General features: G+C 67.1%; 17 protein-coding genes and 1 tRNA gene. 13 read left to right on the top strand and 5 right to left on the bottom strand.

Going from position 1 to position 19,338, the window contains the following annotated elements; all coding sequences use genetic code 11:
• Positions 1-201: 201 nt before the first annotated feature.
• The 3 genes from IE224_RS16190 to IE224_RS16200 are packed head-to-tail and all read left to right on the top strand — an operon-like array spanning position 202 to position 3,731.
• A complete protein-coding gene (locus tag IE224_RS16190) occupies positions 202-1,401 on the top strand; it encodes an iron-containing alcohol dehydrogenase (RefSeq protein ID WP_191311857.1) in 1,200 nt (399 codons plus the stop codon).
• 18 nt (positions 1,402-1,419) lie between these two features.
• The gene (locus IE224_RS16195) at positions 1,420-2,886 is read left to right on the top strand and encodes an NAD-dependent succinate-semialdehyde dehydrogenase (RefSeq protein ID WP_191311859.1); all 1,467 of its coding nucleotides are present in this window, start codon (positions 1,420-1,422) and stop codon (positions 2,884-2,886) included.
• 11 nt (positions 2,887-2,897) lie between these two features.
• Positions 2,898-3,731, top strand: coding sequence for an alpha/beta hydrolase (locus IE224_RS16200; protein WP_167621425.1), 834 nt, complete (start codon positions 2,898-2,900; stop codon positions 3,729-3,731).
• Between the two features lie 65 nt (positions 3,732-3,796).
• Here the strand turns inward: IE224_RS16200 and IE224_RS16205 are convergent, their stop codons facing one another.
• Together IE224_RS16205 and IE224_RS16210 are read right to left on the bottom strand one after the other, a co-directional pair.
• Positions 3,797-4,153 carry a response regulator gene (locus IE224_RS16205; RefSeq protein ID WP_167621426.1) on the bottom strand — a complete coding sequence of 119 codons (357 nt, stop codon included), beginning with the start codon at positions 4,151-4,153 and terminating at the stop codon, positions 3,797-3,799.
• Between the two features lie 12 nt (positions 4,154-4,165).
• Positions 4,166-5,659 (bottom strand): sensor histidine kinase, encoded by a 1,494-nt coding sequence (locus IE224_RS16210; protein WP_191311861.1) that lies wholly within the window; start codon positions 5,657-5,659, stop codon positions 4,166-4,168.
• Between the two features lie 245 nt (positions 5,660-5,904).
• Between IE224_RS16210 and IE224_RS16215 the strand changes: the two genes are divergently transcribed.
• Together IE224_RS16215 and IE224_RS16220 are read left to right on the top strand one after the other, a co-directional pair.
• Positions 5,905-6,609, top strand: coding sequence for a cytochrome c oxidase assembly protein (locus IE224_RS16215; RefSeq protein ID WP_191311863.1), 705 nt, complete (start codon positions 5,905-5,907; stop codon positions 6,607-6,609).
• Positions 6,606-7,106 carry a CopD family protein gene (locus tag IE224_RS16220; RefSeq protein WP_167621429.1) on the top strand — a complete coding sequence of 167 codons (501 nt, stop codon included), beginning with the start codon at positions 6,606-6,608 and terminating at the stop codon, positions 7,104-7,106. The genes IE224_RS16215 and IE224_RS16220 overlap by 4 nt, the downstream gene beginning before the upstream one ends.
• Here the strand turns inward: IE224_RS16220 and IE224_RS16225 are convergent.
• Complete coding sequence (locus IE224_RS16225) at positions 7,094-7,615, bottom strand: DUF2231 domain-containing protein (protein WP_167621430.1); 522 nt, start codon at positions 7,613-7,615, stop codon at positions 7,094-7,096. The genes IE224_RS16220 and IE224_RS16225 overlap by 13 nt on opposite strands.
• Between IE224_RS16225 and IE224_RS16230 the strand changes: the two genes are divergently transcribed.
• Genes IE224_RS16230 through IE224_RS16240 form a run of 3 tightly spaced genes read left to right on the top strand, consistent with a single transcriptional unit; the run spans position 7,589 to position 11,120 of the window.
• On the top strand, positions 7,589-8,305 hold the full coding sequence (locus IE224_RS16230; RefSeq protein ID WP_229849417.1) for a cytochrome c oxidase subunit II: 717 nt from the start codon (positions 7,589-7,591) through the stop codon (positions 8,303-8,305). The genes IE224_RS16225 and IE224_RS16230 overlap by 27 nt on opposite strands.
• On the top strand, positions 8,302-10,809 hold the full coding sequence (ctaD, locus tag IE224_RS16235; protein ID WP_191311867.1) for a cytochrome c oxidase subunit I: 2,508 nt from the start codon (positions 8,302-8,304) through the stop codon (positions 10,807-10,809). The genes IE224_RS16230 and ctaD overlap by 4 nt, the downstream gene beginning before the upstream one ends.
• Positions 10,809-11,120, top strand: coding sequence for a hypothetical protein (locus IE224_RS16240; protein WP_191311869.1), 312 nt, complete (start codon positions 10,809-10,811; stop codon positions 11,118-11,120). The genes ctaD and IE224_RS16240 overlap by 1 nt, the downstream gene beginning before the upstream one ends.
• Here IE224_RS16240 and IE224_RS16245 read toward each other — a convergent pair whose 3' ends face one another.
• The gene (locus IE224_RS16245) at positions 11,121-12,059 is read right to left on the bottom strand and encodes an AEC family transporter (protein ID WP_191311870.1); all 939 of its coding nucleotides are present in this window, start codon (positions 12,057-12,059) and stop codon (positions 11,121-11,123) included.
• A gap of 70 nt (positions 12,060-12,129) precedes the next feature.
• Between IE224_RS16245 and gatC the strand changes: the two genes are divergently transcribed.
• The 5 genes from gatC to IE224_RS16270 all read left to right on the top strand — a co-directional run bounded on the left by gatC (position 12,130) and on the right by IE224_RS16270 (position 15,153).
• A complete protein-coding gene (gene gatC / locus IE224_RS16250; RefSeq protein WP_167621435.1) occupies positions 12,130-12,417 on the top strand; it encodes an Asp-tRNA(Asn)/Glu-tRNA(Gln) amidotransferase subunit GatC in 288 nt (95 codons plus the stop codon).
• Positions 12,414-13,895 (top strand): Asp-tRNA(Asn)/Glu-tRNA(Gln) amidotransferase subunit GatA, encoded by a 1,482-nt coding sequence (gatA, locus tag IE224_RS16255; protein ID WP_191311872.1) that lies wholly within the window; start codon positions 12,414-12,416, stop codon positions 13,893-13,895. Before gatC ends, gatA begins: the two co-directional genes overlap by 4 nt.
• A gap of 31 nt (positions 13,896-13,926) precedes the next feature.
• Positions 13,927-14,280 carry a hypothetical protein gene (locus IE224_RS16260; protein ID WP_191311874.1) on the top strand — a complete coding sequence of 118 codons (354 nt, stop codon included), beginning with the start codon at positions 13,927-13,929 and terminating at the stop codon, positions 14,278-14,280.
• Positions 14,277-14,942: an N-acetylmuramoyl-L-alanine amidase gene (locus IE224_RS16265; RefSeq protein ID WP_191311876.1), complete on the top strand. Its 666-nt coding sequence runs from the start codon at positions 14,277-14,279 to the stop codon at positions 14,940-14,942. The genes IE224_RS16260 and IE224_RS16265 overlap by 4 nt, the downstream gene beginning before the upstream one ends.
• Positions 14,943-15,078: 136 nt before the next feature.
• A tRNA-Glu gene (locus tag IE224_RS16270) sits at positions 15,079-15,153 on the top strand.
• 195 nt (positions 15,154-15,348) lie between these two features.
• Here IE224_RS16270 and IE224_RS16275 read toward each other — a convergent pair.
• A complete protein-coding gene (locus tag IE224_RS16275) occupies positions 15,349-18,939 on the bottom strand; it encodes a vitamin B12-dependent ribonucleotide reductase (RefSeq protein ID WP_191311877.1) in 3,591 nt (1,196 codons plus the stop codon).
• Positions 18,940-19,338 lie beyond the last annotated feature (399 nt).

Below are 19,338 nucleotides of genomic sequence, written 5' to 3' on the forward strand. Positions count from 1 at the left end.
TGGCTTTCCGCTGCGCTTCCCAATCCCGCACCCCGCATCTGCGCTGTTTGCAAGACGATGGTTTACAAAGATCGGATCGGATGTCAAATACAATATCATATACGATATGATCCTGGCGGTCCGGGCAAGGCGTCGATGTTACGGTGCCCGCCTGTCCGAACCCCCGATCGAAGCGGCACATAAAAGCGGGAGAGGAACAGAATGGCGCATTTCGGCACGATCAGACCGCCGCGAGAGATCATCTTTGGCCCGGGGCAGCGGCAGGTTCTCGGGCAGGTCGCGGCGGGGCTGGGCCAGCGTGCCCTGGTCGTCACCGATGCCCGTCTGGCTGACGAATCCCAGTTCCAAGCAATGCTCGCCGATCTGCGGGATCACGGGCTGGCGGTGCAGGTCGAAAGCGGAACACTGCCTGACGTGCCGGTGGACAGCGCCCTGGCCGCCAGCCAGGCCGCGCGCGGCTTTGCGCCCGATCTGGTCATCGGGATCGGCGGCGGATCCTGTCTCGACATGGCGAAATGCGTGGCTCTGCTGCTGACGCATGGGGGGCAGCCGCAGGATTACTATGGAGAGCTGAAGGTGCCGGGGCCGATCCTTCCGCTGATCGCGATACCCACCACCGCGGGCACCGGATCCGAGGTGACGCCGGTCGCCGTCCTGTCCGATTCGGCGCGCAGCCTGAAGGTCGGGATCTCCAGCCCGCATCTGGTGCCGACGGTGGCGATCTGCGATCCGGACCTGACGCTGACCTGCCCGCCCGGCCTGACGGCCATTGCCGGGGCCGATGCCCTGACCCATGCGATCGAGGCGTTTACCGCCATCCGCCGCCCCGTCACGCCCATGTTGACCCAGGAACGGGTCTTCGTGGGCAAGAACGCGCTGTCCGACCAGTTCGCCCTGACGGCGATCCGCCTGTTGTGGCAGGGGCTGGAACGCGCCTGCCGGACGGGCGCGGATGCCGATGCCCGCGCCCAGGTGATGCAGGGCGCGCTGTTTGCGGGCCTGGCCTTCGGTGTCGCGGGCACGGCGGCCGCCCATGCGATCCAGTATCCGGTGGGCGCGCTGACCCACACCGCGCATGGGGCAGGGGTGGCCTGCCTGATGCCCTGGGTCATGGAATGGAACCGCCCGGCCATCTCTACCGAACTGGCGCAGATCGCCGACGCCATGGGCCTTGCCTCGGCGGACGAGGTGATCCCCGCGGTCCGGACGCTGTTTTCCCGCATCGGGATACCGGAAACCCTGTCCGGCCTGGGCCTGCCCGAGGATCAAATCGGCTGGGTGGCCGATCAGTCCTGCGGGATCGAGCGGCTGATCCAGAACAATCCCCGGCCCATCAGCCGCGCCGACATGACCCGACTGCTGCACGCCGCCTTTTCCGGCGACGCCCGCATCATCCAGTAAGCCCCGAAAGGATCCGACATGAGCCTTGATACCCTGCACCCTGCGGATTTCGCCGATCCGGGCCTTCACGCGGCCGGACTTTTTATCGGCGGCGAATGGCTGCCCGGCGGCGGCATTCCGGTGGTCAATCCCTCGACAGCCGAAACCTTGGCCGAGGTGCCGGACGCGACGGTCGCCGATGCCCTGCGCGCCGTGGATGCGGCCGAGGCTGCCGCCGCAGGCTGGCGGGCGACCCCCGCCCGCCAGCGGTCCGAGATCCTGCGCCGCTGGTTCCACCTGATGACGGATCATGCCGAGGAACTGGCCCAGCTGATCTCGCTGGAAAACGGCAAGGCGCTGCCCGACGCGCGGGGCGAGGTCGCCTATGCGGCCGAGTTCTTCCGCTGGTATGCAGAAGAAGCCGTCCGCATCGCGGGCGAGTTTCGCCATGCGCCGTCGGGGGCGAATCACATCCTTGTCGATCACGACCCCATCGGCATTGCCGTGCTTATCACGCCCTGGAACTTTCCCGCTGCCATGGCCACGCGCAAGATCGGTCCCGCGCTTGCCGCCGGCTGCACGGTGATCCTGAAGCCAGCCAGCGAGACGCCATTGACGGCCTATGCCATGGCCCGCCTGGGGGCCGAGGCGGGCGTGCCGCCAGGCGTGGTCAACGTCCTGACGACCAGCCAGCCCGCGCCTGTCACCAATGCGATGCTGGCCGATCCGCGCGTGCGCAAGCTATCCTTCACCGGCTCGACCGGCGTTGGCCGCGTGCTGCTGGCCGAGGCGGCGAAAAGCGTCGTGTCCTGTTCGATGGAACTGGGCGGCAATGCGCCTTTCGTGGTCTTCGACGACGCCGACCTGGACGCGGCCCTGAACGGCGCCATGATCGCCAAGATGCGAAACGCGGGCGAGGCCTGCACCGCCGCTAACCGCTTCTACGTCCAGTCGGGCATCCATGACGCCTTTGTCGCGGGGCTGACGGAACGCATGGCCGCGCTGAAGGTCGGGCCCGGCACCGATCCCGCCACCCAGGTCGGGCCGATGATCACGACAAGGGCCGTCCAGAAGATCGGACGTCTGGTCCAGGAGGCGGTGTCGCTTGGCGCCCGCGTCACCACCGGGGGCGCCGCGCTGCCGGGTTCAGGTTACTATTACCCGCCGACGGTGCTGGACAATGTCAGCCCCGATGCCGCCATCGCGCATGAGGAGATTTTCGGCCCCGTCGCGCCCGTCTACCGCTTCGAGACCGAGGAACAGGCGATCCGGCTGGCCAATGCAACGGAATACGGGCTGGCGGCCTATGTCTATTCGGGCGACCTGTCACGCGCGCTGCGGGTCGGCAAGGGCATCGAGGCGGGGATGATCGCGATAAACCGCGGCCTGATGTCCGACCCGGCCGCACCCTTCGGCGGCGCCAAGCAAAGCGGGCTGGGGCGCGAGGGGGGCGTGACCGGGATACTCGAGTTCATGGAGCCGAAGTATTTCGCGGTCGCTTTCTGAACGGTGGCGTGATGCAGGATCTGTATCGCAACCGCGATTTCATCCCGGACTTCGACGCGATCATCGAGGAAACCGCGGCCCGTTCACGGGCCTTGGCCGCCCGGACCCGGATGCAGCCCGACATCGCCTATGGGGCAGGACCGCGCGAGCGGATGGACATCCTCCTGCCCCAGGATCCGCAACCCGGCGCGCCGCTGCACCTGTTCATCCACGGGGGCTATTGGCGGTCGGGCAGCAAGGAGGTCCATCACCTTGTCGCAGGCCCGGTCCTTGCGGCAGGGGGCATTGCCGCGATCGTGACCTATGACCTGATGCCCGGCATGCGGCTGGATGCCATTGTCGGGCAGGTCCGCGCGGCGGCCCGGCATCTTGTCGGAATGGCGCCCGCCCTGGGCGCCGATCCCGCGCGGCTGACGGTCAGCGGCCATTCCGCCGGCGCACATCTGGCCTGCTATCTGGCCGGATGCGGCACGGGCGAAGAAGATTGTCCGCCCCTTCCGCCGCTGCGCGGCTTGCTGCTGGTCAGCGGAATCTATGACCTGTCGGGCATCCCGGACAGCTTCCTGAAGGACGAGGCGAAGATGACGCCCCAGGAAGCCCTGGCCTGGTCTCCGCTTACCTCCCGCCACGACCCTGGTCCGCGCCGGATCGTCACCTGCGGCGAGAAGGAGACCCGGCCCTTTCACCAGCAGGCCTCGGCCATGGCCGCCTTGCTTCAAGCCAAGGGCGCGGCGGTGGACTTGCGCACCGAGCGCGGGTTGAACCACCTCGACATCGTGCTGTCGCTGGGCGACCCCGCATCGCCGCTGGGACGACTGCTGTCAGGGATGGTCGCCACTTCCTGAGGCGGCGGGGGACGATCCCGCCTAGGCAGCTTTGTGGAACGATAGCTGGTTCTAACCTTGCGGCCTTAGCGGCTTTGGCCGGCGGAGTGCGGGGGGATCGCGCGGGCGATCTGCGCGGCGTCATAGGGCTTTTGCAGGACGGGGACCGCCGAATAGGCCTCGGTCAGGCCGGCCCGGCCATAGCCGCTGGCAAAGATGAAGGGGATGCCGCGTCGCATCAGGCGGTCTGCGACCGGAAAGGACTGCTGCCCGGCCAGGTTGATGTCGAGGATGGCAAAGTCGATTTCCTCGCGCTCGGCCGCGTCCAGGGCGGTCTGCAGGCGCATCATCGGGCCGACCGGATCGTGGCCAAGATCGGTCACGATATCCTCGAGCAGCATGGCGATCAGGATCTCGTCCTCGACGATCAGGATACGCGCCATGCCGGTCTCCGCTCAGGCTGCGTGGTCGCTGATCGCCTCGACCGCCGCAGTCAGTTTGAACACGATGCCCGTGGGCCGGAAGTCCAGTTCCGCCTTGCCCTGCAACTGGTCTGGCAGGACTTGCAGGATCAGGCGCGAGCCGAAACCACGGTGGTCGCCCTTGGTAACGACCGGTCCGCCCGTTTCGATCCATTCCAGGGTGAAAACGGATTGCCCGCTGACGTTCCAACGCACCAGGACGGTTCCGCCCGGCACCGACAGGGCGCCGTATTTGACGGCGTTGGTGCCAAGTTCGTGCAGGGCAAGCGCGATGGAAATGGCCGCATAGGGGCCGACCCGCATGTCCGGCCCTTCAAGTTCGATGGTGTTGCGGTCCGGCGCCTGGAACGGGCGGATCGCTGCCTGGGCCAGGGTGCGCAGGTCGGCGCTGTCCCAGCTTTCTTGCGTCAGCACGTTATGGGCAGCCGACAGCGCCATGATGCGGGCCGTGATCGCCTGCGCGGCCTGGCCGGGATCTGTGGCGTGGCGCAGGGTCTGGGTCACGATGGACTGCACGGCCGCAAGGCTGTTCTTGACGCGGTGGTTCAACTCGTTGATCAGCAGCCGCTGGTGGTTTTCCGCCCGCACCCGCTCGGTCACGTCCGAGCCCTGGACGAAGATATGGGCGACCGTGCCGTCCTGGTCCCGGATGGGCTGATACACGAAATCCACGAAGCGTTCTTCCAGCGGACCCTGGTCCCGCCATCGCAGCAGGACGCGCAGCGAGGTCCGGGTTATCGCCTCGCCCGTGGTAAAGACATGGTCCAGCAGGTCGAAGAAGCCTTGCTCGGTCACTTCGGGCAAAGCCTCGCGGACCGGCATCCCGATCACGTCGCGGTTGCCGATCAGCTTGTTGTATTCCGGGTTGACCAGGGTGAAGCGATGGTCGGGCCCGCTGACCATTGCCATGAAGGTGGGTGCCTGGGCGAACAGGCTTTGCAGCCGCTGGAACTCCTGGCGGTTGCGGCGTTCGGCCAGGACGCGCTCGGTCGTCTCGATCACGACCGCAATGACGCCGGCGGGCCTGCCGGTTTCATCCAGCACGGGGGAATAATCCAGGTTCATCCAGACCTGTTCGGGATAGCCTTTCCGATGCAGCGTCAGTTCCTGGTCCTGATAGGCCAGCGTCTGCCCGGCCAGGCCCACCTTCATGACATTGTCGTTGAAGTCCGCGACCTCGGGCCAGCCTTCGCGCACGTTCGACCCCAGCAGCGCGGGGTGGCGATGGCCGGCGAAGACCGAATAGGCATCGTTGTAGATCATCACGCCCTGTTCGCCCCACAGCATCACCATGGGCACGGGCGAGTGGATCAACAGCGCGGTCGCCGTCTTGAGCGACTGCGGCCAGGTCTCGACCCGGCCCAGGCAGGTCGTGCCCCAGGGGAAGTCCTTCACCAGCCTTGCCACCGGACCGTCATGGCCCAGGAAATAGAAGGGATCGGCACCGGGCGCGTTCAGGGGGGTCATGCTGGTCCTCGGCTTCCTCGATGCAGGTCACTTGCGGCGAAAGTCGGACGGGCGTCAATCCGTCATGGCCTGACGGGCGGGCTGCAGGGCCGATATGATGCGCCAAAGGGCAGACGTTCCATGGCCGCATTGCTTTTCTGACGAAACCTGGGGGCGGTTTTGGGTATTGTCGTTCTGGGCTTGTGCCGGACAGCGTCGCTTGCACGCTGCGGCACGCTGTCGCCTGATGGGAAAGAGAGGGATCCATGAGCCAACCCTATTGCGGGCCGGGCGCTGCGCCTGACGAGATATGGGCGGCGTGGAATCCTGATCCCGTGGTGCTTGCCGCTCTGGCGCTGCTGGCGGCGGCCTTGTGGCGGCGCGGGTCCGGCAAGGCCGGGCTGATCGCCGTTCTGGCGCTTGCGGTGGCCTTCGTCTCGCCACTTTGCGCGCTGACGGTGTCGCTGTTCTCGGCCAGGGCGCTGCACCACATCCTTCTGGCGGGGGTCGCGGCGCCCGCCCTGGCCCTGGCCTGGCCCCTTGCCCGCCGGGTGACGGCCCAGGCTGGCGGGGCGGGCATGGCCCTGGCGATGGTCGCCTGGCATCTGCCGCCGGTTTACGACGCGATCTGGCGGTCAGATGCCGTCTACTGGCTGATGCAGGGGGCGTTGCTCCTGCCTGCCTGGGCCTTCTGGTCGGCGGTGCTGACCGGACCGCGCCGGGCGGCGGTGGGCGACAGCTTCCTGACAATCGGCCTTGCGGGTCTGATGGGGATGCTGGGCGCGGTGCTGACCTTTGCGCCTGGGGTGCTTTACATCCAGCACGTGGACGGCGCCGCTGCCTGGGGCCTTGGCGCGCTTGACGACCAGCGGCTGGCCGGGCTGATCCTCTGGGTGCCCGGTTTCCTGCCGATGGCGGCATTCGCGGGCTGGATGCTGCGGCGCGGCTGGCAGCGGGATTTCGCGGCATGATCGCGGCGCTGAAGGCCATCCACATCGCCGCCATGCTGTGCTGGTGCGCCGGGCTTGTGGCGCTGCCGCTGTTGCTGATCAGCTATGGCCATGCGCAGCGGCAGGTCCGCTATTCCGAGTTCCGGCTGTTGACGCATTACGGCTATGTCGCCTTTGCCACGCCGGCCGCCGTCATTGCCGTGGTTGCGGGCACGGCCCTGATCTTCGCGGCCGAAGTGTTCGACCTGTGGCTGATCGCCAAGCTGGCCTTTGTCAGCGTGATGGCGATGGCCCATGCCTGGATCGGCCACCTGATCGAGCAGTCGGGCCAGCAGCGCCGGGGGCAGGGCGTCGATCCGGCGCGCGGATACCGGATGCCCTATCCGGGCATCGCGCTGGCCGCGATCCTTCCCGCGATCGGGGCGATCCTGTGGCTGGTGCTGGCCAAGCCGGACCTGACCTGGGTGGTCGAGCTGATGCCCCAGATCGTCCAGGAGCCGCGGGGTCAGTTGCCGTGATCCTGCTGCGTTCCGATCTGATAGTCGAAGACCAGCTTGCCGCCGTGCCAGCCCGTGATCGTGGTCATCAAGAGCCCCAGGGCCGAGATCAAGATGCCCACCGGCAGCACGGCTTCTTGCGGGTCGGGCAGCCGATAACCCCAGTTCACGCCCAGAACCGACAGCAGCGTGCAGGCCAGGATGAAATGCGTCCAGCTTGGCGCGCGGATGCGGATGCCGGGCACGATCAGCAGTTCCACCGTGCCGCTGATGCCCGCGACGACGCCCATGATGAAGCCGATGCCGGCCGTCCAGACGGCGGCGCGCGGCCAGAAGGCGTCGCCCGTCCACCAGAACATCGCGTCAGCGCCAAAGGTCAGGAAGGCCAGGGCGATGGGATAGGTGATCAGCATCGCGTGCAGCGGATGGCCCGCGATGGCAAACTTGGATTCGGTGTCGTCAAAGGCCGCATGTTCCTCGATCGGGTCGGAAAGCCTGCGGCGTTGCTGCCAGGTTCGCTTGGGTCTCATCGGCACCATCCTTTCGGTTCGCGCAAGGGGAAGGCATGCGCCGGGCTTGCGGTTCCCCTTCTGGCCGGTTGCGACGGCGCCGTCAGCACGCTGGCCCCGGCCGGGCCCGCCGCCGCGCAGATCGCCGCGCTGTGGTGGGCGATGCTGATCGGGTCGGGGCTGATCACGGTCCTGGTCCTGACCCTGGCAGGGCTTGCCATCTGGCGCGGGCCGCGTCCCTCGGACGAGAGGCGTTGGACGATCTGGTGGGGCCTGGGCTTCAGCATGTCCGTCTTGGCCGTGCTTCTGGCCTTTGCCCTGCGCGCGGGGGAACGGATCATCGCGCGCGACGACGGCACCCTTCAGGTCGAGGCCGAGGCGCAGCAATGGCGTTGGCGCTTCGTCCAGCCGGGACCGGACGGCCCAGTCCAGACCGAGGGCGTGTTGTATGTCCCCGCAGGCCAGCCCTTCGACATCGTCCTGACCAGCCGCGACGTGATCCATTCCTTCTGGGTGCCGCAGCTTGGCGGCAAGATGGACGCGATCCCCGGCCATCGCAACGTCCACCGCCTGATGGCCGACGCGCCCGGCACGCATGAAGGGCTGTGCGCCGAGTTCTGCGGCATCGGCCACGCCGCCATGCGATTCGAGGTGGTGGTCTACGACCCCGCCGACCCGCCCCCCTTCGTTTCCGCCGAAAGCCTTCCATGACCGAAGATCCCCACGCCATCGCGCCGAACCCGCCCCAGAGGGCCCTGCCGCTGCACCGGCAGATGGATCGGATCTGGTCGGACCTGCCGGGCTGGCGGGGCTCTGTCGCCTCGGTCAATCACGGCACGATCGGGCTGCGCTTCATGGCGACGTCCTTCCTGTTCTTCTCGATCGGCGGCGTGCTGGCGATGCTGATCCGCGCGCAGCTTGCGACCCGCGACGGGGCCTTCCTGGACACGCAGCTGTATAACCAGATCTTCACGATGCACGGCAGCATCATGATGTTCCTGTTCGCCATTCCGATGCTGGAGGGACTGGCGATGTGGCTTTTGCCCAAGATCCTGGGCGCGCGGGACATGGCCTTTCCCCGGCTGGGGGCGCTTGGCTATTGGTGCTATCTGTTCGGGGGGATCATCATCCTGTCCTCGCTGCTATTCGGCGTGGCCCCGGACGGCGGCTGGTTCATGTATGTGCCCTTGTCGGGCAAGACCTATACCCCCGGCATCAGCGCCGATGTCTGGCTGCTGGGCGTGACCTTCGTCGAGATCTCGGCCATGGCTGCGGCGGTCGAGATCATCGTGACGATCCTGCGCCTGCGCGCGGCGGGCATGGCGCTGACCCGGATGCCGCTGATGGGCTGGTACATGCTGGGGACGGCCGCGATGATGCTGGTGGGCTTTCCGCCGCTGATCCTGGGGTCGATCCTGCTGGAACTGGAACGCGCCTTCGACTGGCCCTTCTTCGACGTGTTGCGCGGCGGCGACCCGATGCTGTGGCAGCACCTGTTCTGGCTGTTCGGCCACCCCGAGGTCTACATCATCTTCCTGCCCGCCGCGGGCGTCCTGTCCACGATCATCCCGGTCTTTGCCCGCACACGGATCCTGGGCTATGGCGCGATCGTTGCCGCTATCGTGGGGCTGGTGTTCCTGTCCTTCGGGCTTTGGGTGCATCACATGTTCACGGTGGGCATCCCGCACATGGCGCTTGCCTTCTTCTCGGCCGCGTCGGCCTTGGTGGCGGTGCCGACCTCGGTCCAGATCTTTGCCTGGATCGGGACGATGTGGGCGGGCAGGGTGGACCTGCGCCTGCCGATGCTGCATGTCATCGGCTTCTTCGCGACCTTCGTGATGGGCGGCCTGACCGGCGTGATGCTGGCGATGGTGCCCTTCAACTGGCAGGCCCATGACACGCATTTCGTGGTGGCGCACCTGCATTACGTGCTGGTCGGCGGCTTTGTCTTTCCGATGCTGGCCGGGATCACCTACTGGATGCCGATGATCAGCGGACGCTTTCGCGTGCGGGCCCTGGGCGAGGCCGCCTTCTGGCTGATCTTCCTGGGCTTTCACGGTACCTTCTTCATCATGCACCTGACGGGCCTTCTGGGGATGCCGCGCAGGGTCGACCGCTATCCCGACAATCCCGAATGGGAATGGCTGAACCTTGTCTCGTCCATCGGGGGGATGGTCATGTCGGTGGGCTTTGCGCTGTTCGTGCTGGACATCGCGATGCAGTGGCTGTTCGGGCGGCGCAGCCACCGCAACCCGTGGAAGGCGCAGACGATGGACTGGGCGATGGCGCTGCCCGCGCCGTCCTACAACTTCGCCTCGCTGGCCGGGGCGGGCCGCCACGATGCAAGCGTGACGCTGCCCCTGGCGCGGGGCGAGGGGCTGCTGCCCGGCGCCCCCCGCGACCGCCGCGAGGTCTTGGTGACCGAACCCGGCACCGGCCGCCCGGACCATGTGGCCGTGCTGCCGGGCAACACCCGCCTGCCGATCTGGACGGCCGCGGCGATCGGCAGCTTCTTCCTGCTGATGCTGGCGGGGCTTTACTGGGCAACGCCGCTGGCGATCCTGCTGATCCTGTGGGCCGCCTGGCAATGGGGTGGCTTCATGGGCAGCAGGCGGGACGCTGAACCCCTGGCCGTGGCGCCGGGCCTTGCGCTGCACGAACACTGGCAGATGCGCAACACCCTGGCCTATAGCGGTACGGTGACGCTGCTGGTTGCGGATGCCACGCTTTACGCCTCGCTGCTGTTCGGGGTGGCCTTCCTGACGGTGATCGCGCCGAACTGGCCCCCGCCCGACAGCGGGCTGGGCTGGCCCGTGCTGCTGACCGGGGCCGCCGCCCTGCTGATGATGGGCCTGGGCCTCGTTGCCAGCCTGCTGGCCGAGGCGCAGCGCGCCGCCCCGCCGGGCCGCCTGGCGGCCCTGGCCGGCGTTGCGGCGGCGGGGCTGGCATTGCTGCTGCTGGCGGGGGTGGCCTGGCAATTCGACGATCCGACCCGCCATGCACGCGATGCGCTGCGCGCGGCCCTGCTGGGGTACGCGGGCTTCCACGGCGTCGTCACCCTGATGCTGGCGTTGCGCAGCCTGGCGGATGTGCGGCAGGGCCGGACCTCGGCGATGCGGCGGGGGGCGGCGCCGGTCTGGCAGTTGTTCCAGGCCTTCTGGCTGGGAACCTCGGCCCTGTCGCTTGGCGTCGTCGCCCTGCAGGAGATCGGCTGATGATCTGGATGGCGCGGGTGCTGGCTGGGCCGATCCTGTGGGGGGCGCTGTTTTCCGGGATCTATGGCCTGCACGGGCTGGGCTGCGGCCTGGACTGGCCGAATCGTGAAACGCCTCTGGGCGCGCTGCATCCGCTGGCGATGATCGGGGCCTGGCTTCTGGGGCTGGCGCTGCACGCGGCCCTGATCCGCTGGAACCGGGCGTTGGGCGACGCGCGGCAGGCGATGCTGGTCAGGGCCGGGAACTGGATCGGCGCCGTGGCAAGTGCCGCCACGCTGTTTCCGGTGATCGCGACCTCGACCTGCGGGTGATCAGGGCTGCACCATCTGCGCCGCCGCCAGCCAAAGGGGCAGGCTGGCCGCCGCCAGAACCGTCTGCCAGGTGAAGATGTCGGCGAAGAACTCGGCATCGCCGCCCATCTGCCGCGCCAGGATGTATCCGGCCGAGGCACCGGGCGCCGCCGTGGCCAGCAGCCCGGATGCGATTTGGCTGCCGGGCAGCGACAGCATCAGCCCGCAGACCAGGAAGATCGCCGGACACAGCGCCAGGCGCAGCGCGACGCCCGCCCACATCGCGGCGTCCGTCTGCCACAGGCGGCGCAACTCGATCCCCGCGCCGACGCTGAGTAGGCCCAGGGCAAGCGCACCTTGCCCCAGCCAGTCCAGCGGCGACATCGCCCAGTTCGGCAGGGCCACGCCTGACAGGTTCAGCAAAAGCCCCGCCGCACATCCCAGGACCAGGGGATTTCGCGCGATCTCGGACCCGATCCGGCGCATAGAGCCTGGCCCGGGACGGATTGCGTCTGCCCCCGGCAGCAGGGTCAGCGCCACAATGGCCGCGATGTTGAAGGCGGGGATCAGGAAGGCAAGCGCCACCGCCAGATCGCCAAGCGCCGCCGGTCCCAGCCCCTGCGCCGCCACCGCCAGGATCAGAAGCGAATTGAACCGCAGCGCCCCCTGGAACAGCGATGTCGCACGCCGATTGTCCAGCCCCAGCGGGCGGCGCAGCAGCAACGCCACCGCCCCCGTCAGCGCGAAGGCCACCGCCATCGCCCCAAGATAGCGACCAAGCACCCCGACCGACAGTTCCGCGCGATAGATCGAGACCAGCAGGATTGCCGGGAACAGGACGCGAAAGCCCAACTGCTCGATCCCAGGCCAGCTTCCGGGGGCGATGATGCGCCAGCGGCGCAGCAGGTGCCCAAGCGCCACAAGCGCGATGACGGGCAGGATGGACAGGATCGGCTGCATCGGACCTTTGCGCAGTTCTTGCAGGGGCGCGTCCGGGGTTGTAGACCCGCGCCCAACGAAAGGAAACGCCATGTCGATCACCGAGGATCAGGCCCGCAAGGTCGCGCATCTGGCGCGCATCGCGGTCGATGACGCCGCCCTGCCGGCGCTTGCGCGCGAATTGAACGGCATCCTGCATTTCATGGAACAGCTGAACGAAGTGGACGTGACCGGGGTCGAGCCGATGACCGGCGTCACCCCCATGCGCCTGAAGCGGCGCGAAGATGTCGTGACCACCGGAGAGATGGCCGACAGGATCCTGTCCAACGCCCCCGACGCGCGCGAGGGATTCTTTGCCGTGCCGAAGGTGGTGGAATGACTGATCTGAACAGCCTGACCGTCGCCGACGCCCGTGACGCGCTGCGCAAGGGCGAAACCACGGCCGTCGAACTGACCGAGGCTTGCCTTTCGGCCATCGACGCCGCAGGTGCGCTGAACGCCTTTGTCCACCACACGCCCGACATGGCCCGCGACATGGCGCAGGCGGCGGACGCCCGGATCAAGTCGGGCGATGCGACGGCGTTGACGGGCATCCCCCTGGGCATCAAGGACGTCTTCTGCGTCAAGGGCGTGCCGTCGCAGGCCGCAAGTCGGATCCTGCAAGGCTTCCGGCCTGAATATGAATCCACCGTGACGCAGAACCTGTGGAACGCGGGCGCGGTGATGCTGGGCAAGCTGAACCAGGACGAATTCGCGATGGGCTCGGCCAACGAATCCAGCTGCTACGGCCCCGCCGTGAACCCCTGGAAGGTCGATGACCGGCAGTTGACGCCGGGCGGATCCTCGGGCGGGTCGGCGGCGGCGGTGGCGGCTGATCTGTGCCTTGCGGCGACCGGGACGGACACCGGCGGCTCGATCCGCCAGCCTGCGGCCTTCACCGGCATCGTCGGGCTGAAGCCCACCTATGGCAGGGTCAGCCGCTGGGGCGTGATCGCCTATGCATCGTCCTTGGACCAGGCCGGGCCGATGACAAAGACGGTGCGCGACGCGGCGATCATGCTGGGCGCGATGGCATCCGTCGATCCGCAGGATTCGACCAGTGCCGACGTGGCCGTTCCCGACTACGAATCCCTGCTGACCGGCGACATCCGCGGCAAGCGCATCGGCATCCCGCGCGAATACCGCGTGGAAGGGATGCCCCCGGAAATCGACGCGCTGTGGCACAAGGGCGCCGAGATGCTGCGCGACGCCGGCGCCGAGATCGTCGATATCAGCCTGCCGCACACGAAATACGCGCTGCCCGCCTATTACGTGATCGCGCCTGCCGAGGCGTCCTCGAACCTCGCCCGTTACGACGGGGTGCGCTATGGCCACCGCGCGAAGCTGGGTCAGGGCGACGGCATCACCGAGATGTATGAAAAGACCCGCGCCGAGGGCTTCGGGCTTGAGGTTCAGCGCCGCGTGATGATCGGCACCTATGTGCTGTCGGCGGGCTTCTATGACGCTTATTACAACCGCGCCCGCAAGGTTCGCGCCTTGATCAAGCGCGACTTCGAGAACGCCTTTGCCCAGGGGATCGACGCGATCCTAGCGCCGACCACGCCCACCGCGGCCTTTGGCATCGGCGCGATGGACAGCAGCGATCCGGTGCAGATGTATCTGAACGACGTCTTCACCGTCACGCTGAACCTGGCTGGGCTGCCGGGGATCGCGGTGCCCGTGGGTCTGGACAAGCAGGGCCTGCCGCTGGGCCTGCAGATGTTCGGCAAGCCCTTCGAGGAAGGCGAGTTGCTGAACCACGCGCTTGTCCTGGAACGCGCCGCCGGATTTGTGGCAAAGCCCGATCGCTGGTGGTAGGGTCGCCCCAGTGGCATATCCAGGAGGCGTGATGCGCGGCTGTCTGATCCTTTCGGTGCTGGCGCTTGCCGGCTGTGGCGAACACCTGGGCTGGAACCCGAACTACAATTTCGGCCCGACCCGCTACGGCGAATACCGCGCCGCGCGCGAGGCTGCCTTGGTGACGGCCGCCGAACCGCCACAGACCATCCCCGTCGCGCGCCCCTTCTACGCCCCGACCGCCGCCGAAATCGCGGGCCAGAGCCCCGTGCCGATCCCGCCCACGATGGGGGTGAACCGCGTCCGCGTGGTCAAGAAGGTCCCGACTGCGCCTGCGCCGCGCGCGAACGCCCCGGTGGTGATCGTTCCCCAGTCCATGCGGGCGGGCGACCAGCCCCCGCTGTGAGCGTGGGCTTTCCCAGCCCCAACCACGGCGACCGCCGGGGTCAACGCCCCGAACTGGTCGTGCTGCACTATACCGGCATGGCCGACACGGCCGAGGCGCGCGCGCGGCTGTGCGACCCCCTGGCCGAGGTCAGCGCACATTGGCTGGTCCATGAGGATGGCCGTGCCGAGGCCCTGGTCCCCGAGGATCGCCGGGCCTGGCACGCGGGTGCGGGGTCCTGGCAAGGGCGCGATGACGTCAATTCCCGCTCCATCGGGATCGAGATCGCCAATCCCGGCGACCGCCCCTTTCCCCTGCGCCAGATGGACGGGCTGGCCTGCCTGCTGCGTCAGGTCATGGCCCGCTGGCAGATCGGCCCTGGCGGCGTGATCGGCCATTCCGACATGGCCCCCGGCCGCAAGATCGACCCCGGCCCCCGCTTCGACTGGACCCGCCTTGCGCACGAAGGCCTGGCGCTGCCGGCGGGGCAGGGGTTCGACCTGCCGCTGCCACCTAGCCTGGACCGCATCGGCTATCCGCAGGTGGACCAGGACATCCGCCTGGTCGCCTTTCGCCTGCGTTTCCGCCCCTGGGCGCAGGGCCCGGAGGACGAGGCCGACCGCCGTTGCGCGGCCTTCGTGGCAGCTTCGGCGCCTGCGCCTCATCCCGTTGTTCGCGCCTGACAACCTGTCCGAAACCGGCCTGTTCTGCCCCGCGAAGTTTTTTGTCCGGCAGCCGAAATTTCCGCTTGCACCCCCCCGCAGCTTTGCCTAAACACCGCCCCACGCCACCCGGGAAAGACGGGCAGCGCGAAAAAGTGGCCCGTTCGTCTATCGGTTAGGACGTCAGGTTTTCAACCTGAAAAGAGGGGTTCGACTCCCCTACGGGCTGCCACTTCCTCCTTTTTCCTGACATGACAAAGCACCGCCCGCGCGGTTGCTTTTGCCTTGGTGCCCTTTGCGATGATGCGTTGGGGCAGGGTTATTCCTGCTGAAACGGCGTCCCGTCACGCCTGCCCTTGAACAAAGCGAAAACCCCCTGCGCGCCGGGACGCACAGGGGGCGGATCGCTATCGAGGGGGTGGTCGCGTCAGCTGCAGCCGCTGGTCCCACCGCAGGTGTTGCACTTCATGCAGGTTCCGTTGCGGACCAAGGTATAGTTTCCACATTCGCCGCAGGGATCGCCTTCATAGCCCTGCATCCGGGCCTTGGTGCGCAGGTCGATTGCTGCGCCGCTGTCGCCCGCAACGATCGCGGTGGTCGAGACGCCCGATTGCAGGACCATCAGATCCTGGGGCAGGCGCTTGCGCAGGTATCCCGCGCTGCTGATCTGCTTCAGCATGGTCAGGGACTTCAACTCGGCCTGTTCGCTGACGGGGGCGACGTTCAGGCCCTCGCGTTCTCCTCCGCCCATGTCGTCGAAGCGGGCGCCTTCGGGTTTGACATGCGCAAGGTCGGTGCGGTCCAGATAGGACACAGCCAGTTCCCGGAAGACGTAGTCCAGGATCGAGGTCGCGTTCTTGATGCTGTCATTGCCCTGCACCATGCCCGCCGGCTCGAAACGGGTGAAGGTGAAGGCGTCCACGAACTCCTCCAGCGGGACGCCGTATTGCAGGCCCACGGATACGGCGATGGCGAAGTTGTTCATCATCGCCCGGAAGCCCGCGCCTTCCTTGTGCATGTCGATGAAGATCTCGCCCAGCTTGCCGTCGTCATATTCGCCGGTGCGCAGGTAAACCTTGTGCCCGCCCACGACCGCCTTCTGGGTATATCCCTTGCGGCGCTGCGGCAGCTTTTCGCGGTGGCTGCGGACGGCCTCCTTGACGATGATCCGCTCGACGATCTTCTCGGCGATGACGGTGGCCTTTTCCTGGGCGCTGCCGGTGGCGAGGATCTCCTCTGCCTCCTCGTCATCCTCGACCAGGGCCGCCGCCAAAGGCTGGGACAGCTTGGAGCCGTCGCGGTAAAGCGCGTTGGCCTTGATACCCAGCGACCAGGACAGTTCATAGGCCGCAAGCGCATCGGCGATGGTCGCGCTGTTGGGCATGTTGATCGTCTTGCTGATCGCGCCCGAGATGAAGGACTGCGCCGCCGCCATCATGCGGATATGGCTTTCGACCGACAGGTAGCGCTTGCCGGTCTTGCCGCAGGCGTTGGCGCAGTCGAAGACGGGCAGGTGTTCGGCGCGCAAATGAGGCGCGCCTTCCAGTGTCATGGTGCCGCAGACATGGTCGTTGGCCGCGTCGATCTGGGCGCGGGTGAAGCCCAGGTGGCGCAAAAGGTCGAAGGTGGGATCGGCCAGCTTGTCGGCGGGGATGCCCAGCGTGCCCTTGCAGAAATCCTCGCCCAGGGTCCACTGGTTGAAGACGAAGCGGATGTCGAAGGCGGTGGCAAGCGCCGCCTCGATCTTCTCGATCTCGGCCAGGCCGAAGCCGTGGCCGGCAAGCGCGGTGTGGTTGATGCCGGGGCAGTTGCCAAGCGTGGCGTGGCCGACGGCATGGGCCACGATCTCCTCGACCTGCGCGGGGGCATAGCCGAGGGTCGCCAAGGCAGCGGGAACCGACTGGTTGATGATCTTGAAATAGCCGCCGCCCGCCAGCTTCTTGAACTTGACCAGGGCGAAGTCGGGTTCGATCCCCGTGGTGTCGCAGTCCATGACCAGGCCGATGGTGCCGGTCGGCGCGATCACCGTGACCTGGGCGTTGCGGTAGCCGTGATCCTCGCCCAGGGCCAGGGCCTCGTCCCAGGCCTGGCGCGCGATGGCGGCAAGGCGGGCATCGGGGCAGTTGTCGCCGTCCAGTTCCACCGGGGCCACGTTGACGCCCTCATAGGCGCCGGTGCCAAGGGCGGCCGCGCGGTGGTTGCGGATCACCCGCAGCATATGACCGGCGTTCCGCGCGTATCCGGGGAAGGCACCCAATTCCGCCGCCATCTCGGCGCTTGTCGCATAAGCCACGCCGGTCATGATCGCCGTCAGCGCGCCACACAGCGCGCGGCCCTGGTCGCTGTCGTAACCCAGGCCCATGTTCATCAAGAGACCGCCGATATTGGCATAGCCCAGACCCAGCGTGCGGAAGTCATAGGAACGCTGCGCGATCTCCTTCGACGGGAACTGCGCCATCAGCACACTGATCTCCAGCGTGACGGTCCATAGCCGGGTGGCGTGGACATAGGCATCGGCGTCGAAGCGCGCTTCGTCGAAGAAGGTCAGCAGGTTCATCGAAGCCAGGTTGCAGGCCGTGTCGTCCAGGAACATGTATTCGCTGCACGGGTTGCTGCCCCGGATCGGCCCGTCCTCGGGGCAGGTGTGCCAGGCGTTCACCGTGTCGTGGAACTGGATGCCGGGATCGGCGCAGGCCCATGCGGCATGGCCGATCTGGTCCCACAGCTCGCGCGCGCTGACCGTCTTGGCGACCGTGCCGTCGGTGCGGCGGATCAGCTCCCAAGGCGCGTCGTCGCGCACGGCCTGCAGAAAGGCATCCGTCACCCGGACCGAGTTGTTCGAGTTCTGGCCCGAGACGCTGACATAGGCTTCCGAATCCCAGTCCGTGTCATAGGTCGGGAATTCGATGCTGTCGAAGCCCTGGCGCGCGTATTGCAGCACGCGGTTGACATAGGTTTCGGGGATCATCGCGCGCTTGGCGGCGCGGATGGCGGATTTCAGGCCGTCGTTCTTCGACGGGTCCGTCTCGCGGTCGCCCGAACGGATGGCGGCGAAGATGTCGTTCAGCCGCGCCTCATGCGCCTTGGACCCGGCGACAAGGGATGCGACCTTCTGTTCCTCGATGACCTTCCAGTTGATGAAGGCCCCGATATCGGGGTGATCCATGTCGCAGATCACCATCTTGGCCGCGCGGCGCGTGGTGCCGCCCGACTTGATGGCGCCCGCCGCGCGGTCGCCGATCTTGAGGAACCCCATCAGGCCACTGGACTTGCCGCCGCCCGACAGCCGTTCCCCTTCGCCACGAAGCGAGGAGAAGTTGGTGCCGGTGCCCGAGCCATACTTGAACAGCCGCGCCTCGCGGACCCACAGGTCCATGATGCCGCCTTCGTTCACCAGGTCGTCGCTGACCGACTGGATGAAGCAGGCATGCGGCTGGGGATGTTCATAGGCGCTGTCGGATTTCACCAGCTTGCCGGTCTTGTAATCGACGTAGAAATGCCCCTGCGACGGGCCGTCGATGCCGTAAGCCCAGTGCAGCCCGGTGTTGAACCATTGCGGGCTGTTCGGCGCTGCCATCTGGCGCGCCAGCATGAAGCGCATCTCGTCGTGATAGGCGCGGGCGTCTTCTTCGTTGGAAAAATACCCGCCTTTCCAACCCCAATAGGTCCAGGCGCCAGCCAGCCGGTCAAAGACCTGCCGGGCGCTCGTCTCTCCGCCGTAGCGCTGGTCGGCAGGCAGGGCGGCCAGGGCATCCTCGTCCGGGATGCTGCGCCACAGGAACTCGGGAACGCCCTTGTCCTTGACGCGCTTCAGGCAGGCCGGAACGCCCGCCCTGCGGAAATACTTCTGGGCGATCACGTCGCTGGCGACCTGGCTCCACCCTGCGGGGATCTCGACCTGGTCGTTGCGGAAAACGATCTTGCCGTCGGGATTGCGGATTTCGCTGGTCGTGGTCGTGAAGCCGATGTCGCCATAGGCGCCCCCTTGGGGGGTGGTGAAACGCCGTTCGATCTTCATGCGCGTGGCCCTTTCATGTCCTCGTCCCTCGATCCGCGACCTGCGCCCGGCAGCAGTGTGCCAACCCCATCCCGCAATGCGAAAAGGGTGCAGGCAGATGCCCGCCAGCGCCGGTTGCAGAGGCGTCGGCCCTTTGGGGGTGGTCGTTCCAGGTGCCACCACATCTAGTATGACCAACGCTACAGACCACTAGATTGATCCCGCAGAAGGGTTGTTTCAACCCAATTATTTGGTTAACAGACCCCGGAATCCCGTTGACACAAGGTCACCGGAAGGCGCCGCAGATTCGCACACAGGCCCATGCGCCGCGGCGTCATCAACAGCCCGATGATCCGGAATCCGCCATGTTGCGCAGGGGCTTGCGAACCAGTCTCCCAAGCTTATCCACAGCCTTGTCCC

This window comes from Paracoccus aerius, assembly GCF_014656455.1.
Taxonomy (GTDB): domain Bacteria; phylum Pseudomonadota; class Alphaproteobacteria; order Rhodobacterales; family Rhodobacteraceae; genus Paracoccus; species Paracoccus aerius.